We start from the raw sequence: 14,910 nt of genomic DNA on the forward strand, positions 1-14,910 counted from the left end.
AATCAAGAAAAGGTGGTCGCAGGCAGGAAAGATCGGGCGATGAGAATCGGACGTCGAAAATTGCTGAAGGATATGGGCCTTGCCGGTGTCGGCTTCGCTGCTCTTCCTGTGAGCGGCTGCGAAGCACAAAACAGTCTCGGGCAACAGCTCGCGTCTGGCGATCCCCACCCTCTCGCGATTCCGCCTTTGAAGCGTGGCGCAATCGAAAGCGGAGAACGGGTCTTTCGCCTTTCCCTGACCGCAGGCCAAAAGGAATTTGTCCCCGGAGTAGCCTCCTCGACGATCGGCGTCGACGCGGATTATCTGGGGCCTACGCTGGAGATGCGCCGCGGGGAGCGGGTGCGTTTTCATATCGACAACACCTTGGCCGAAGGTGCGACAGTGCACTGGCATGGTTTCGAGCTTCCTGCCGCTGCCGATGGGGGGCCGCATCAGCTAATTCGTCCCGGCACCCGCTGGAGTCCGTCTTTCGAAGTGCGCCAGCGCGCCTCGCTATACTGGTATCACTCGCATTTGCATCGCCGTGCGGGGCCGCAGGTCTATGCCGGTCTCGCCGCACCGATCTATGTTCGCGACGATGAAGAAGACGCGCTCGATCTGCCAAGCGATTACGGCGTCGACGATATCCCGCTGATCGTCCAGGACAGGGCGCTCGATGGGTCTGGCAAGCTCATTTATCCGCTCAACATGCATACGCGAATGATGGGCGTGCGCGGGGAGCGGATATACGTAAACGGCACACAGAATGCCGTATTTGACGCGCAAACCGGCCAGTTGCGGCTGCGCGTTCTCAATGGGTCGAACGCGCGCTTCTACGAATTCTCGCTTGCCGAGGGGCAGGCCATGCAGCTGATCGCAAGCGATGGCGGGTTGCTCGACCGCCCGCGCACGGTCCGTTCGCTCAAGCTTGCACCGGGCGAACGCGCGCAGGTGATTGTCGATCTTTCCGAGGGGCGTCCCCTATCGCTTGTTGCCACAAACCCGGACAATGCGATGGGAATGATGGGCGGACAGGGTCGCGGCATGATGGGCGGCGGCATGATGAACCGTCGCCGCGATGATGGTGAGACAGACGAGGTGTTTCGTATTCTCGATATCAGGCCCGGCAGAGCCTTGCATGCTACGAGCCTGCCGCCGCGTCTTGTTTCGTTGAATGCGCCCGATCCCTCGCTGGCGATGCGAACAAGGCGGTTCGTCCTCGACATGGGGATGATGGGCCGAGGCATGACGATCAACGGCGCGGCGATGGATATGGATATCGTCAATGAGCGAGTGCCGGTCGGGCAATGGGAAATTTGGGAAATCGCCAATGCCTCGATGATGGCGCACCCCTTCCATATCCATAATGCGCAGTTTCGTGTGATCGACCGGGAAGGACGCGCGCCGCCGCCGCTGGAAACGGGGTTCAAGGATACGGTCATCGTCAATCCGCGCGAGCAGGTGCGCGTGCTGCTCCGCTTCGAGGAACATACCGATCCGGAACTGCCCTACATGTATCATTGCCACATTCTCGAGCATGAGGATGCAGGCATGATGGGGCAGTTCGTCGTGGTGAACAGCTAGGAAGGAATGGGCATGAGCCAGGATGAGAGCGTAATCGAAGGCACCGCGATCGATCCGGTCTGCGGAATGAGCGTTGCGATCGACGGTGCCGAACACATCGCGAGACATAAGGGTGCCGAGCATTACTTCTGTTCTTCGCGCTGTCACGACAAGTTTCTCGGCGATCCCGAGCTCTATCTGTCGGGTGCGCATCTCGATGCGGTCGAGGATGTTCCCGAAGGGACGATCTATACCTGTCCGATGCATCCCGAAATCCGTCAGCCGGGGCCCGGGTCGTGTCCGATTTGCGGCATGGCGCTCGAACCGGAGACGGTATCCCTCGATGAAGGCCCCGATCCCGAACTGGTCGATATGCGGCGTCGTTTCTGGTGGAGCGCGCTCCTGACGCTACCGCTCTTTGTCTATGCGATGAGCGACATGGTCCCGGGGCTAAGCTTCGACCGGCTGATCGAGCCTGCCAGCGCGCAGTGGGCGCAATTTCTCCTCGCCACACCGGTGGTGCTATGGGGCGGCTGGCCCTTCTTCGTCCGCGCGTGGAAATCGCTCAAGACGCGCAACCTCAACATGTTCACGCTGATCGGCGTTGGCGTGGGCATAGCCTATCTGTTCAGCCTGGTGGCCACCGCCCTCCCGGATATCTTTCCGCCCGCTTTTCGCGATCATTCGGGCCGCGTGGGTGTTTATTACGAGGCGGCGGCGGTCATCACGACGCTCGTACTCCTTGGCCAGGTTCTGGAACTGAAAGCACGCGGTTCAACCTCCAGCGCCCTTCGCGCGCTGCTGGAACTCGCGCCGCCTTCCGCCGTGAAAATCTTCGGCGATGGCGACGAGCGCGAAGTGCCGCTCGATGAACTGGCAACCGGCGACCGCCTGCGTGTGCGCCCAGGTGACAAGGTTCCCGTCGACGGCGAAATCGAGGAGGGCTCGAGCGCGATCGACGAATCCATGGTCAGCGGCGAGCCATTGCCGGTCGCCAAGCAGGCTGGCGACACGGTCATCGGTGGAACGGTCAACCAGACCGGCGGCTTCATCATGCAGGCCACCAATGTCGGCAAGGACACCATGCTGTCCAAGATTGTCCAGATGGTTGCCGAGGCGCAGCGCAGCCGCGCGCCAATTCAGCGGCTGGCTGATCAGGTGGCGGCATGGTTCGTGCCTGCGGTCGTGGTGGTCGCCATCGTCACTTTCGTCGTTTGGGCAATCTGGGGGCCTGCTCCCGCGCTCGCCTATGCCTTGGTCAATGCCATTGCCGTGCTGATAATCGCCTGCCCCTGCGCGCTCGGCCTCGCTACCCCGATGTCGGTGATGACCGGCACGGGCAAGGGCGCGCAGCACGGCATCCTGATCCGCAATGCCGAAGCGTTGGAGACGCTGGAGAAGATCGACACGCTGGTGGTCGACAAGACCGGCACGCTGACGATGGGCAAGCCCGATCTCGTGGCGGTCGAGCCGGTCGATGGCATCGACGAATCCGAGTTCCTTGCCGCGGTGGCGGGCGTCGAGATGGGCAGCGAGCATCCGCTTGCCCACGCCATCGTCGAAGGCGCACGGACGAGGGGTGTGTCGCCTGGCGAAGCCAAGGATTTGGCCTCGACCACGGGCGAAGGCGTCCAGGCAGCCGTCGGGACGCTTCAAGTCGCCATTGGCAACGAAAAGATGATGCGGCGCGTCGGCGTCGAAGACGAGACCTGGTTGGGCTCGGCGGAAAGTGGTCGCTCACAGGGACACACGGTAATGTTCGTGGCGTTCGATGGGCGACCGGCAGGCAAAATCGCGGTGGCCGATCCGATCAAGCCGACCAGTGCGAAAGCCATCGCAGCATTGCATGCGCGCGACATCCGCGTGGTCATGCTCACCGGGGACAGTGAAGGCACCGCGCAAGCGGTCGCGCGGGAAATGGGCATCGACGAGGTCCACGCCAATGTCTCGCCCGAAGACAAGCATCGCGAGGTCGAAAAGCTCAAGAGCGAGGGACGCCGCGTCGCCATGGCGGGCGACGGGATCAATGATGCGCCAGCGCTTGCGGCTGCCGATGTCGGCATAGCCATGGGCACCGGCACCGACGTGGCGATCGAAAGCGCCGGGGTGACGCTGGTGCGCGGTGATCTGACCGGCGTGGTGCAGGCGATCGTCCTGTCCCGCGCGACGATGCGCAACATCCGCCAGAACCTGTTCTTCGCCTTTGCCTATAACACGCTCGGGATACCGGTTGCCGCGGGCGTGTTGTTCCCGGCGTTCGGACTGCTGCTCAACCCGATGATTGCGGCAGCGGCGATGAGCCTTTCATCGGTTTCGGTCATCGCGAACGCGCTGCGGTTGCGGGGAGTGAAGCTTCCGGTGCTCGGAAGCCAAGGAGTAGGCAGCGCCTAACCCCTTGAATCGGCCTCGCTGGGGTCGGTTCCGCCACGCTGCGGTTCTCGGGCATTTATGGGGATTTGCTCGCCGGAGCACGCTTCACTTTTCTGCGGCGCAGTTTTGGAAACCGGTTGGCCAAAAGGACAAAGCCCGACAGCGCGATTACCGTCCCACCGATTCCGAAAAGCAGCAGCCACCAGCTGTTGATCCGGTCGCGCTGCGTCCAATCCATGATATGCAAGCCCCAGACGAAGTCGAAGAAGCGCCAGGTATCGCTTCGTGCGCCGAGAATCGCGCCGCTCGAGGCATCGATGTAGAGCCTCGTCCCGTCTGGATCGGAAAAGGTGACTTGCCACGCTGGAAATGGTCCACGGAACTCTGTTCCTACCGGGCTCTCGATCAGCTTCGCACCGGCTATCGAGGTTTCTGGTCCGGTCCAGGCGTACAAAGCGATGGCCTGCGCATCGGAGCTCGGCAGGGGAGAAACCCTCGTCCCGGTCTCGGGCTCATGAAGGGTCTTCGAGCCATCGTTACGCTCGATCTGAACGAGGGGACGGCCAGCTACGGATTTGGTCGTTATGGCAACGATGCCTTGTCGATCCACCAACCATCGCTGCGCCGGAAACTCCGGATCGAGTGTTTCGGTTTCGCGCGATATGACGTGCTCGGACCGTACTTGCTCGATCTTGAGGAAGGACATGATCGCGCCGGTTCCCATCCACAATAGCACCTGCACGCCGACGAACAGCGCGAGCCACTTGTGGAGCTTGCTACCCAATATGTGCAACCGAAGCTTGCGTGACGGCATTCGCGAAGCTGGAACCGACGCCATGAGGTCTTATTCGCTACGGGGAGCACGCGACGATGAATGGTATTGCACGATCTTCCAGCCATTGGCGTCGTGCTTGAGCACCGTCGTTGCCACGCCTTCGCGATCGATCACGCGTCCATCCGTCAGTTCGATCCTGTAGGTATAGGTTTCGCGCCCGTAAGCCATGTGTCCCATCCGGGTGACTGCAACGGTCGGCTCACCGAAGGTGAAACTGGTGATCGCGTCCAGTTCAGGCCCCAGGTGATGCGCCATGTAATTCGTGAAGCTGCCTTCATCCTTTCCGTTCTCGTAAACGAAGGATTCTTCCGCAAACAAGGCTGTCATGGCATCAGCATCGCGCGCCGTCAGCGCGTTGCGGTACGCTATGAGAGCAGCCTCCGCACCCGCGATGTCATGGTTCATGCCCTGCGCCGAATGGTCCATCTGCATCGATTGCGAATGCTCCCCATGCTTGGAATGGTCCATGTCCTGGGCCAACGCCGGTGCCGCAGATAAAGCAAGCGCCGCCGCAGCCACGCCCCGAATGATTATAATGTGCATCGAATTTTCCTTTTTATTCAGAACCAAAACCGTATGCCGACGACGTAATTCGTCACACTGGGGTCTTCTCCCTCGGCGCGTGCGTAATCGGCGCTCTGACCGATCCTCCATTCCTGATCGATCCCGACATACGGCGCAAACTCACGCACGAAATGATAGCGCACGCGGAGACCGGCTTCGACCGTATCCAGCCCGGCACCGATGCCCAGTTCAGGCACATCCTGCGCAGAGAAGGACGCTTCCACACGCGGTTGAATGACCAGGCGCTGGGTAATTCGCTGGTCGAGTTCGGCCTCGATGCGTGCTGTCAGGTCGCCTTTGTCCGACAGGAATGCAGCGGCATCCACTTCGAACAGATAGGGTGCGAGACCCTGGATGCCGATCACGGCATAGGTGCGGTCCATCGGCGCGAAATCTTGCCGGAGACCCGCCTGGAAATCGAAGAACGGCGCGATGGCGCGACTGTAGAGCGCCTGAACCTCAACGCTCTCGATATCTTCGTCGAAACTGCCTTCGCCTTCAGATTTGAACCAGAACTTGTCGAGATCGCCACCGTAATACCCCTGAAGGTCGAACAGATAGCCGTCGGATCCCTCGCGCGCGCGATATTCGACGCGGTCACCCTGGAACCAGAAATACTTCTGGCCGCCCTGTTCATCGCGCAACTGCTCACGGCTCTCGCGCATCGCCTCAACACCCCAGATGGCATCTGCGGCGCGTGCAGGGCCCGAACCCGCAGAAGCGAGCGGCGGACCCGATGGAATGTCCATCGCCATCGCCTCGTGACCCATGGCGGAATGGTCCATTTCTCCGCCTGTCGTTTGGTCTTCGACCACTCCGGGCCGGTCCATCGACCCATGGTCCATTTGCGAATGGTCCATGGGCATTGCGGAGGATGTCGGCGAAGTATCCTCTGCGCTGCCTTCCTCTTCAGCAGCCTCCTCTGCGTCCTGCGGGTCGGCGGGCTGCATCGGCATGGAGTGGCCGTGGTCTTGCGCGAAGGCGGGCGTCGCCGTTCCGGCGAGCATGAGCGCGATCATATACTTCATCCGCTCTCTCCCACGCGCCGTACGTCGGGTTGACCCGCTTCCTGCGCTACTGTCACGATCTGGAACATGCCGGCATGCATGTGATAGAGAAGATGGCAGTGAAACGCCCAGTCTCCCGGCTCGTCGGCGGTGAGATCGAACTGGGCAAAGCCGCCGGGCTGGACGATCACCGTGTGCTTTTGCGGTTGGCGATCGGCGGGTGCGCCGTTGACGAGCTCGAAGAAGTGACCGTGAAGGTGGATCGGGTGCGCCATCATGGTGTTGTTGACCAGCTTCACCCGGACCCGTTCGTTATAGGCGAAGCGGATCGGCTCGTCGCTGACGGCCGAGAATTTCTCGCCGTCGAAAGACCACATGTAGCGCTCCATGTTCCCGGTGAGATGGATTTCCATTTGCCGCGACGGCGTGCGCAAGTCGTCATTCGGTTCGAGTGCGACCAGATCCTTGTAGTTCAGCACCTTATGCGAAACCTTGTCGAGGCCGATACCGGGATCGCCCATCCGGTCCTGCGGGTTCATGGAAACCATGTCGATGCCCGGACCAACCTCCACATCGGGCGGCAGCCTGGACGTGTCGCGCATGTCCATGCCGCCCATCGACATTCCAGCCATTCCGGCCATCGCTCCCTCGCTTGATCCGTCGCCGCTGTTGCTCACGGCCATGCCGCTCGAAGAAGGCGCCCCATGACCCATCGCGGCGTGGTCCATGCCGTCCATGTTTTCCCCGGCGCCATCGCCATGCGCGCCATGGGCCATTCCGGCCATACCCATGTCGGCCATGGTCAGCAGCGGCGGATCCCGCAGCGTCGGGACCGGGGCGCGGGCACCCGGTCGACTTGCCAGCGTCGCCACCGCCATACCCGAGCGGTCCATGCTTTCCGCGACGATGGTGTGCGCCTCGCCGGTCGGTTCGACGACGATATCGTAGGTCTCGGCGGTGCCAATCTGGAACTCCTCCACTTCGACCGGCCTCACGTTGAGACCGTCAGCCGCTACGACCCAGAATTTCAATCCCGGAATACGGACGTTGTAAAAGGACATGGCGCTGCCATTGATTACCCGGATACGGACCCGCTTGCCGCGCGAAAACAGATATTCCAGCCCTTCTTCGGGACCGTGTCCATTGGCTAGGTAGGTGTAGGTAGAGCCCGTGACGTCGAGGATATCGGTCGGCATCATGCGCATTTCTGCCCACATCCGCCGTTCCTCTCCGGTCAGCGGATAATCGTCGGTCAACGTGCGCTGCTGGTAATTGAAATAGCCCTCGCCCTTCTTCAGCTTCGACATGATGGTGTGGGGATGCATCGGCGTAAATTCGCTTAGCAGCATCACGTAATCGTAGTCGGCTTGCACCGGATCGGGTCCAGCGGGGTCGACGATGATGGGTCCGTAATGCCCAGCCTGTTCCTGCAGACCCGAATGGCTGTGCCACCAATACGTGCCAGCCTGCCGGATGGCGGGCATTTCGTAGGTGAATGTCTGTCCCGGCCTGATTCCGGGGAAGCTCACACCGGGCACACCATCGAACTGGAACGGCACAAGCAGTCCATGCCAGTGGATCGAACTGTCTTCGTCCAGCGCATTGGTCACGTTGAGATTGACCGGCTCGCCTTCCTTCAGCCGCACCAGCGGGCCGGGGACACTGCCATTGACGGCGATCCCCATACCGCGCCGACCCTGAACCGCGAAGGGACCCCGTGCGATCGTCAGATCGATGTTGCGGCCGGAGACTTCATCGAAACCCTGGCGGATCGTCGTGCCATTCATGTTGCCGCCGCGCGCCCAGGCGGGCATCGCCGCGGTGGCACCCAACAGGCCGCCTGCCACGATACTCGAGCCCAGGAATTTGCGTCGATTGATTGCTTGCATGAGAAGGTCCCGTTTGAAGGAGGTTTGCCCTATCCTACGCGGCCGGAGGCGTTTCCCCTCACGCGCGCGAAATTTTTTCCTTCAGAGCCTTTCGAGCGCGGTAGACCAGCGATTCCACCGCCTTCTCCGAAACACCCATGATGTCGGCAACCTCGTTCTGGCTTCGCCCATCGACGGCAACGAGAATCAGCGCCTCGCGCAGCCGCACGGGAAGCCGTTGAATTTCGGCATGGGTCTTTTGCAGAAGCTGCCGATCAACCGTCTCGGCTTCCGGCGAGGGAGCCGGATCGGATGCAAGCTCCGGCTTCGTAGCCTTTCCGAACCCCAGGAACTGCGCTGCCTTCCGCCTGCGGATTTTGTCGCGGCATTTATTGAGTGTGATCGTCGTGAGAAACGGGAGAACGGGGCGCGCCGGATCAAGGCGCGTGCGGGCCATCCACGCCGACGCAAGCGCATTCTGCACGACGTCTTCGGCTTCATCACTTGCGCCAAGCATCCGGATTGAGGTTGCGAGCAAGCGGGGTATGAGCGGTTCTACAAGTTCCGTGAATGCGCGGCGGTCACCAGCGGCAACTTTTTCAACAAGCGCCTGCTCCTGACTATCCGGCTGCCCCAGCACTCCGCAATCATTCCGAAGGCGAACCGGTCAGTGACCGGGCAACCTGCTGATCGAATTCGCGTTGTTGGTCTTCGTCGAGGATGCTGCGCATCGCGAAGACATGCCGGACCGTCGCCTTCTGCAATTCGCCCATACTGGCATGCACCTCGTCGATCGCAACGCTGACCCCGGGGCCGTATTCATGCTCCTTGTCCATCGCGGCAGCCAAATTGGCGTTCGCACGCCGCACTGCCAGTTCGCGCTGGGCGTTTTCTATGGCGTAACGCTCCTCGAGACGGTCGAGCCGATCTTCCTGTTGGGCGTTGAGGTCGAGCTGTTCGTGCACGAATTCGTGAAGACTGCCCGGCTGGGTCGGCGCGAACCATCGCTCGGCTGCGATCGCTCCCAGAAATCCTGCCAACGCGGCGAGCAGGACGGCGAGCGCGATATACAGTTTGGGACTTTTCATCAATCGACATGCAGCAGCGCGGCGGGCGAAAGACGGGCGTCGCTGAACACGGGGTAGGTGCGTTCCTGAGCGTAGACAGGAGCCTGAACCGTGAGGGCACCCGCTCCGAGTCCGACTGCGAACAGGCCGGCAAACAGCATGCTGCGCATGGCCCTGTCCCGCCGCGCACTCATATCGCCGACCCGTTCCCAGACGCCTTCCATGAAGCCGTTGGGCACGCTTGGTGTAACATCGTGCGCAAGAGCGCTCAGAATAGGGTCCAGATCCTGTTTCATCGGTGCGGGTCGGTCCTTCAACTGCTGTTCGCTCTATCCCTTACGCACGGCGCGTGCGCTCCCCGCACAAATATTTTGTGAGGGGAGGCGGCTCGGGATGCGTAACAGGCAGCATAGCTCTCGTTAATCTGCGGTGAAAGGGCACGCGCCACCATGAAAGCAGTCCATTTTTTGATACTTGTCTGCGCAGTGTTCCTGGCAATCGGTCCTGTCTATGCGCATGGCGACGAGGCCCAGGGTTCCGATGCAAACGTCGCCGCCTCTTCGGACCCGAGCCAGGCAGCGTCTGGCATGAACGGGATGCAAAGCGGCTCGGGTCAGTCTGCCGAAGCCGGCCACGGCTCTGACGGGCATGATGACGCATCCGGCGGACACGAGAGCGCCAGCGAGGGTGACTTCGTCACTGTCCTCAAGACGCTGCATCCCGCGACGATCCATTTCCCGATCGCACTGTTCCTGATGGCGGCGCTGGCCGAATTGTTCGTCATGGCCGGAAGAGGCGCAGCAGCCGAACCCGCTGTCCGTGTGCTGATTTATGGCGGTGCGGCGGGTGCCGTCGCTGCTGTCTTGTTCGGCTGGATCCATACCGGCCTCTGGTTTGGCGGAGACACAGTCATGCAGCTCCACCGCTGGAACGGAATGCTGATCACTGCGCTCGGACTCGCTCTTGCCGCATTTGCCTACAGGCCGCGTGAAAGCAGAGCCCTTCTTCGTAGCGGTCTTTTCGCCATGGCCGCGCTCATTCTGCTCCAGGGTTTTCTCGGTGGAGAGCTTGCGCACGGACCGGATCACCTTGGCCTCTCCTGGATCTGAAGGATCAACATGATGCAGCACTTCACGCCAAAGAAGATGATTGGAACGCTTTTCCTCGGGACCGCGCTGGCGGGCCTGGCGGCGTGCGATCAACAACCCGAGCCCATGGCGGACGTCGGAAATACGGCTGCCATCGAGACAGCACCGGCGAGCGCGCCGTCGCCAGTTGAGGCCGCTTCCACAAATCCGACCGAGACCGGCGTAGAAACCGCGCCCGTCGCCAGCGTACCCGCGACCGAGCGCAGGCCAGCTGGCCCCGACGCAGCTCAACCACCGCGCACGCCGACACCCGCTCCAACGAGCATGGATGTCGCGGAACCGGCCGATCCGCATGCAGGGCACAACATGGAGTCCATGTCCGATCACGACATGGAAGGAATGTAGGAGATCGAGCATGGAACTGAGATTTTCGGGCAAGCACATCCGCCGGGCGCGCACGACACTCGCTACTTTCGGAGTAATTCTCCTTGCAGCTTGCACGAGCGCGGCACAGGCGAGCCCCTATGTGATGTTCCGCGATCCGCAATGCGGATGCTGCGAGGAATGGGCGAAGCATGTTCGCACGGGTCTCGATCACGAGGTCACGGTTCGCGAAGACCGTCCCATGGCTGAGGTAAAGGCCGAAGCAGGCGTGCCTGGCGATCTCGTCTCCTGCCACACAATGGAAGTCGATGGCTATGTGATCGAGGGTCATGTTCCCGCACGCGAGATCGCGCGCCTGCTTGAGGAACGGCCCGAAGGCGTGACGGGCCTCGCCGTGGCGGGAATGCCCCTAGGCTCCCCCGGCATGGAAGTCGGCGGGAGGGTGCAGTCGTACCAGGTCATCGCCTTCGGCCGTGCGGGCAAGAGCGTATTCGCAAGCTATCCGTAACCCGCTTGAGCGGGCTGGAGCGGAAGCCATCCGATTGAAAGGAGACCGATATGGCCGATTTATCGATGCGCCCGGACATCTTGCGATGGGGCTGGACGCTCAGCGTTTTTCTGCTCCTCAGCTATCTGCTTTGTGTGGTCTTCGGCCTCCTCTTCCCTGAACGGTTTCACATGCACGAAGCTTGGGCACCTCTTTTGCCCGGCTTCGAATGGCTGACCTGGCCCGGATTTCTTGCCGGAACCGTCGGCAGTTTTCTTTATGGCTGGTACATCGCCGTCATCGTCGTTCCGCTCTATGCCATGTTCGGGCGAGGGCGAGGCGTATGACGTTGCACCTCGCTCTTCAAAAGCTTTGTCGTCGACACGCTCCGGGCGTTTCCGCCCCGGTGACGGGAGCCTTATGACTGCAACGAAGCATGAGACACATGCGGCGATGAAAAATGCGCCCGACGCCTCTGGAAAGGGGACGATAAGTCTCGCCGGGGGCGTGGCTATGGGTACCGGCGTGATGATCGGCGCTGGTATATTCGCTCTCACCGGTCAGATCGCAGAACTTGCCGGCCCGCTGTTCCCGCTTTCATTCGTTCTGGGGGCGCTCGTCACATCGCTGGCCGCCTATAGCTATATCAAGATGTCCAATGCCTGGCCGTCGTCCGGCGGCATCGCGATGATTCTGCAAAAGGCGTATGGTCCTGGGGTCGTGGCGGCCTCGGCGTCGCTGCTCATGGCGCTTTCGATGGTTATCAATGAAAGCCTCGTTGCACGGACCTTTGCTACCTACGCCTTGCGCCCGTTCGGGCTTGAGGAGAACAGCCTCCTGCTGTCAGCCTTGGCTCTCGGGTTGATCGTATTCGCCTATATCGTGAACAAGGCCGGCAACCGGTCAGTCAGTGGCTTTTCGCTGGTCATGTCGGCGATCAAGATCGGCGGGATTGCTCTGTTTGCCTTGGCGGCCATCGCTGCGAGCGGATTCTTCTCCGGTGCGTTCGCGCAGCAGGTTTCGCAGACCAACGGCGGCGCGTTTCTCGCGTCGGTGGCTTTCTCGATCCTGGCATTCAAGGGCTTCACGACGATCACCAACAGCGGCGGCGAGATTGTCGATCCGCATCGCAATGTCGGCCGCACGATCATGATCTCGATCGCGATCTGCGTGGTAACCTACCTTCTCGTTGCCGTCGCGGTAGGTTCCAATCTGACTATCGATCAGATTGTCGAGGCGCGAGACTATTCGCTCGCCGCCGCCGCCCGCCCGGCGCTTGGCGAGCTCGGGTTCTGGTTCACTATCGTCATAGCGATTGCAGCGACCACCTCCGGGGTGATCGCAAGCGTATTCGCAGTCTCGCGGATGCTCACGATGCTGACCGAGATGAAGATGATCCCCCACAGTCACTTCGGCATGAAGGGCGGGATCAGAAGTCACATGCTCGTTTACACGGTAGTGATCGCAGGCACGCTCGCCGTTTTGTTCGACCTCTCACGCATCGCATCGCTTGGCGCCTTCTTCTATCTCGTCATGGACATCCTGGTGCATTGGGGGGTCTACCGTCATCTTCGCGAGGAAATCGGCGCAAGAACTTCCGTCCTGCTCGCTGCTATCGCCGCCGACGGGGTCATTCTCGTCGCATTCGCGGGTGTAAAGCTCGAAAGCGATTCTGTTATCGTTGGAATCGCTGCGGTTTCCATTGTTGCGGTTTTCGGCCTGGAAACCCTTTTCCTGCAGCGCAAACCTTCCCCGAACGGGATCCCGCAGCGCGACGCACGCGTCGATGGAAGCAGCAAAAGCCACGAAAGCGGGGCAGACCAGCAATGAAACAGGCAAAGGTATACCGGACGGTAATGGACGAACATATTTGTCCGTACGGTCTGAAAACGGTCGATCTTCTGAAGCGCGAAGGCTTCGAGATCGACGACAATCACCTTACTTCGCGCGAGGAAACCGACGCCTTCAAGGAAAAGCACGACGTCGAGACCACGCCGCAGACGTTCATCGATGGCAAGCGCATAGGCGGCTATGACGATCTGCGCGAGCATTTCGGCAAGTCGCGCAGCCAGCCTGAGGAAGGCGAGACGAGCTACCAGACTGTCATCGCGATTTTTTCCGTTGCCTTCCTGCTGGGTCTGGCGATCAGCTGGTATGTGTTCGATAGCGTCTTCACTGTGCAGGCGATCGAATGGTTCGTTGCGCTCTCCATGTCGTTACTCGCCGTGCAGAAGCTACAGGATCTGCGCAGCTTCTCGACCATGTTCCTCAATTACGATCTGCTGGCACAGCGCTGGGTGCGCTATGGCTTTATCTACTCGTTCGGCGAGGCCCTGGCGGGCATCCTCATGGTGGCGCATGCCTTGCCGATCATATCGGTCCCGGTGGCGCTGTTCATCGGTACGGTCGGTGCGGTGAGCGTCTTCAAGGCGGTGTACGTCGACAAGCGCGAATTGAAGTGCGCCTGCGTGGGCGGCAACAGCAATGTGCCGCTTGGCTTCGTTTCACTGACCGAAAACCTGTTCATGATCGGCATGGGACTTTGGATGGGCGGTAAGGCGCTGGGCTGGATCGTTGTCTGATCGGGTAGCCCACGACGACAGGCGGACCGCCAGGGATACTGCCCGATGGCGGGATACCTATGATTCTAAAGCCCGGCTCTACACCTTCCTCGCGAAGGGTTTCGAGCTGTTCGGTGTAGCCAGACAGCGCCGCCGGATGATTGATGCTCTCGGTCTCAGTCGTGGTGATACCGTGGTCGACCTGTGCTGTGGATCCGGGCAGAATTTCGCCGACCTGCAGCGCAAGGTGGGTAGCGAGGGTCGCATCGTCGGGTTCGACATTTCTAGTCAGATGCTGGCGATCGCTGCCGATCATGCTGAGCGACATGGCTGGCGGAACGTCGAGCTGGTCGAGGCCGACGTGGCAGACGTGGTGCTTCCCCCTGACATGCGCGCAGCCGTGTCCACCTTCGGGCTCGATATCGTTCCTGACGTCGAAAGGATCGTGACGCAGATAGCCGCACAGATGCCAACAGGCACGCGGCTCGGCCTCCTCGGGTCTCAGGAACCGGGGGGCTGGCCCGACTGGCTGGTGCGGTTCGGCATATGGCTCAATAGCGCATGCGACACCGAACGCGAGCATCTCTCGATCCGTCCCGACGCAACGGCTGCCCGGATCCTCGATGAGGCGACGCGGCACGACTTCTGGTGGGGCATTTTCTACTGGTCGGTGTGCCGGAAGAAGGGCGATGGCCCTGCCATTACGACAAAGGATACCGGCGCATGATCGCAGCCATTTCCCTGGCCGTGGTCCTGTTTGTGGCCTCGCTCTGGCTACACATATGGTTGATCCGCTGTGCCAGGCTGGTCGCGGGTGAGCCCAAGACACAGCCGACCAGGCTGACTGCCGCATACCTGTTGGTCTTGATGAGCCATCTCGCCGTCGCTGCACTTTTCGCGGCCGGGTTCGCCTTTGCCATCGAATTGGGCCTGGGTGGGTTCAAGCAGCGCGACGCCGTCGATGCGATGGACCTGTTCTATTATTCCCTCATCAATATCACCACGGTGGGCCTCGGGAACATTTATCCGGAAGGCCACTTGCGGGCGATGACCGGAATCGAGTCCCTGACCGGCTTCCTGCTTATCAGCTGCACAGCGCAATTCGTGTTTCAAACCATGTCCGGAAAGGAGAACTGA

At 61.0% G+C, this 14,910-nt stretch carries 17 protein-coding genes; 10 read left to right on the forward strand and 7 right to left on the reverse strand.

The window, feature by feature from the left end; genetic code table 11:
- Positions 1-39 precede the first annotated feature (39 nt).
- Together RM533_RS09620 and RM533_RS09625 are read left to right on the forward strand one after the other, a co-directional pair.
- On the forward strand, positions 40-1,563 hold the full coding sequence (locus RM533_RS09620; protein WP_311341023.1) for a multicopper oxidase family protein: 1,524 nt from the start codon (positions 40-42) through the stop codon (positions 1,561-1,563).
- 12 nt (positions 1,564-1,575) lie between these two features.
- Positions 1,576-3,933 carry a heavy metal translocating P-type ATPase gene (locus RM533_RS09625; RefSeq protein WP_311341024.1) on the forward strand — a complete coding sequence of 786 codons (2,358 nt, stop codon included), beginning with the start codon at positions 1,576-1,578 and terminating at the stop codon, positions 3,931-3,933.
- Between the two features lie 55 nt (positions 3,934-3,988).
- Here RM533_RS09625 and RM533_RS09630 read toward each other — a convergent pair whose 3' ends face one another.
- Genes RM533_RS09630 through RM533_RS09660 form a run of 7 tightly spaced genes read right to left on the reverse strand, consistent with a single transcriptional unit; the run spans position 3,989 to position 9,549 of the window.
- Entirely contained in the window at positions 3,989-4,696 is a 708-nt protein-coding gene (locus tag RM533_RS09630; RefSeq protein ID WP_311341025.1) for a PepSY domain-containing protein, read from the reverse strand.
- 60 nt (positions 4,697-4,756) lie between these two features.
- Entirely contained in the window at positions 4,757-5,290 is a 534-nt protein-coding gene (locus RM533_RS09635; RefSeq protein ID WP_311341026.1) for a YybH family protein, read from the reverse strand.
- A 17-nt stretch (positions 5,291-5,307) separates the two neighbouring features.
- The gene (locus RM533_RS09640; protein ID WP_311341027.1) at positions 5,308-6,339 is read right to left on the reverse strand and encodes a copper resistance protein B; all 1,032 of its coding nucleotides are present in this window, start codon (positions 6,337-6,339) and stop codon (positions 5,308-5,310) included.
- Positions 6,336-8,207: a copper resistance system multicopper oxidase gene (locus RM533_RS09645; RefSeq protein WP_311341028.1), complete on the reverse strand. Its 1,872-nt coding sequence runs from the start codon at positions 8,205-8,207 to the stop codon at positions 6,336-6,338. Before RM533_RS09645 ends, RM533_RS09640 begins: the two co-directional genes overlap by 4 nt.
- A gap of 58 nt (positions 8,208-8,265) precedes the next feature.
- A complete protein-coding gene (locus tag RM533_RS09650; RefSeq protein ID WP_311341029.1) occupies positions 8,266-8,826 on the reverse strand; it encodes an RNA polymerase sigma factor in 561 nt (186 codons plus the stop codon).
- A 7-nt stretch (positions 8,827-8,833) separates the two neighbouring features.
- Positions 8,834-9,274, reverse strand: a complete 441-nt coding sequence (locus RM533_RS09655; protein ID WP_311341030.1) for a periplasmic heavy metal sensor — start codon at positions 9,272-9,274, stop codon at positions 8,834-8,836.
- The gene (locus RM533_RS09660) at positions 9,274-9,549 is read right to left on the reverse strand and encodes a hypothetical protein (RefSeq protein ID WP_311341031.1); all 276 of its coding nucleotides are present in this window, start codon (positions 9,547-9,549) and stop codon (positions 9,274-9,276) included. The genes RM533_RS09655 and RM533_RS09660 overlap by 1 nt, the downstream gene beginning before the upstream one ends.
- A 189-nt stretch (positions 9,550-9,738) precedes the next feature.
- Between RM533_RS09660 and RM533_RS09665 the strand changes: the two genes are divergently transcribed.
- From RM533_RS09665 to RM533_RS09700, 8 genes are all read left to right on the forward strand, one after another.
- Positions 9,739-10,362 (forward strand): DUF2231 domain-containing protein, encoded by a 624-nt coding sequence (locus RM533_RS09665; protein ID WP_311341032.1) that lies wholly within the window; start codon positions 9,739-9,741, stop codon positions 10,360-10,362.
- Positions 10,363-10,371: 9 nt separating this feature from the next.
- Positions 10,372-10,746: a hypothetical protein gene (locus RM533_RS09670; RefSeq protein ID WP_311341033.1), complete on the forward strand. Its 375-nt coding sequence runs from the start codon at positions 10,372-10,374 to the stop codon at positions 10,744-10,746.
- Between the two features lie 10 nt (positions 10,747-10,756).
- A complete protein-coding gene (locus tag RM533_RS09675) occupies positions 10,757-11,233 on the forward strand; it encodes a DUF411 domain-containing protein (RefSeq protein ID WP_311341034.1) in 477 nt (158 codons plus the stop codon).
- A 50-nt stretch (positions 11,234-11,283) separates the two neighbouring features.
- Entirely contained in the window at positions 11,284-11,559 is a 276-nt protein-coding gene (locus RM533_RS09680) for a DUF5676 family membrane protein (protein WP_311341035.1), read from the forward strand.
- Between the two features lie 166 nt (positions 11,560-11,725).
- The gene (locus tag RM533_RS09685; protein WP_432265057.1) at positions 11,726-13,042 is read left to right on the forward strand and encodes an APC family permease; all 1,317 of its coding nucleotides are present in this window, start codon (positions 11,726-11,728) and stop codon (positions 13,040-13,042) included.
- Positions 13,039-13,794, forward strand: a complete 756-nt coding sequence (locus tag RM533_RS09690) for a MauE/DoxX family redox-associated membrane protein (protein WP_311341036.1) — start codon at positions 13,039-13,041, stop codon at positions 13,792-13,794. Before RM533_RS09685 ends, RM533_RS09690 begins: the two co-directional genes overlap by 4 nt.
- 136 nt (positions 13,795-13,930) lie before the next feature.
- Entirely contained in the window at positions 13,931-14,500 is a 570-nt protein-coding gene (locus RM533_RS09695) for a methyltransferase domain-containing protein (RefSeq protein WP_311341037.1), read from the forward strand.
- The gene (locus tag RM533_RS09700; protein WP_311341038.1) at positions 14,497-14,910 is read left to right on the forward strand and encodes an ion channel; all 414 of its coding nucleotides are present in this window, start codon (positions 14,497-14,499) and stop codon (positions 14,908-14,910) included. The genes RM533_RS09695 and RM533_RS09700 overlap by 4 nt, the downstream gene beginning before the upstream one ends.

Source organism: Croceicoccus esteveae, from assembly GCF_031846435.1.
Lineage (GTDB): Bacteria > Pseudomonadota > Alphaproteobacteria > Sphingomonadales > Sphingomonadaceae > Croceicoccus > Croceicoccus esteveae.

Bases quoted from the DNA above. Each gene is read 5' to 3' on its own strand.
- RM533_RS09620 (WP_311341023.1), top strand. From the start codon at position 40: ATGAGAATCGGACGTCGAAAATTGCTGAAGGATATGGGCCTTGCCGGT.
- RM533_RS09625 (WP_311341024.1), top strand. From the start codon at position 1,576: ATGAGCCAGGATGAGAGCGTAATCGAAGGCACCGCGATCGATCCGGTC.
- RM533_RS09635 (WP_311341026.1), bottom strand. From the start codon at position 5,290: ATGCACATTATAATCATTCGGGGCGTGGCTGCGGCGGCGCTTGCTTTA.
- RM533_RS09640 (WP_311341027.1), bottom strand. From the start codon at position 6,339: ATGAAGTATATGATCGCGCTCATGCTCGCCGGAACGGCGACGCCCGCC.
- RM533_RS09645 (WP_311341028.1), bottom strand. From the start codon at position 8,207: ATGCAAGCAATCAATCGACGCAAATTCCTGGGCTCGAGTATCGTGGCA.
- RM533_RS09655 (WP_311341030.1), bottom strand. From the start codon at position 9,274: ATGAAAAGTCCCAAACTGTATATCGCGCTCGCCGTCCTGCTCGCCGCG.
- RM533_RS09660 (WP_311341031.1), bottom strand. From the start codon at position 9,549: ATGAAACAGGATCTGGACCCTATTCTGAGCGCTCTTGCGCACGATGTT.
- RM533_RS09670 (WP_311341033.1), top strand. From the start codon at position 10,372: ATGATGCAGCACTTCACGCCAAAGAAGATGATTGGAACGCTTTTCCTC.
- RM533_RS09675 (WP_311341034.1), top strand. From the start codon at position 10,757: ATGGAACTGAGATTTTCGGGCAAGCACATCCGCCGGGCGCGCACGACA.
- RM533_RS09680 (WP_311341035.1), top strand. From the start codon at position 11,284: ATGGCCGATTTATCGATGCGCCCGGACATCTTGCGATGGGGCTGGACG.
- RM533_RS09685 (WP_432265057.1), top strand. From the start codon at position 11,726: ATGGGTACCGGCGTGATGATCGGCGCTGGTATATTCGCTCTCACCGGT.
- RM533_RS09690 (WP_311341036.1), top strand. From the start codon at position 13,039: ATGAAACAGGCAAAGGTATACCGGACGGTAATGGACGAACATATTTGT.
- RM533_RS09695 (WP_311341037.1), top strand. From the start codon at position 13,931: ATGATTGATGCTCTCGGTCTCAGTCGTGGTGATACCGTGGTCGACCTG.
- RM533_RS09700 (WP_311341038.1), top strand. From the start codon at position 14,497: ATGATCGCAGCCATTTCCCTGGCCGTGGTCCTGTTTGTGGCCTCGCTC.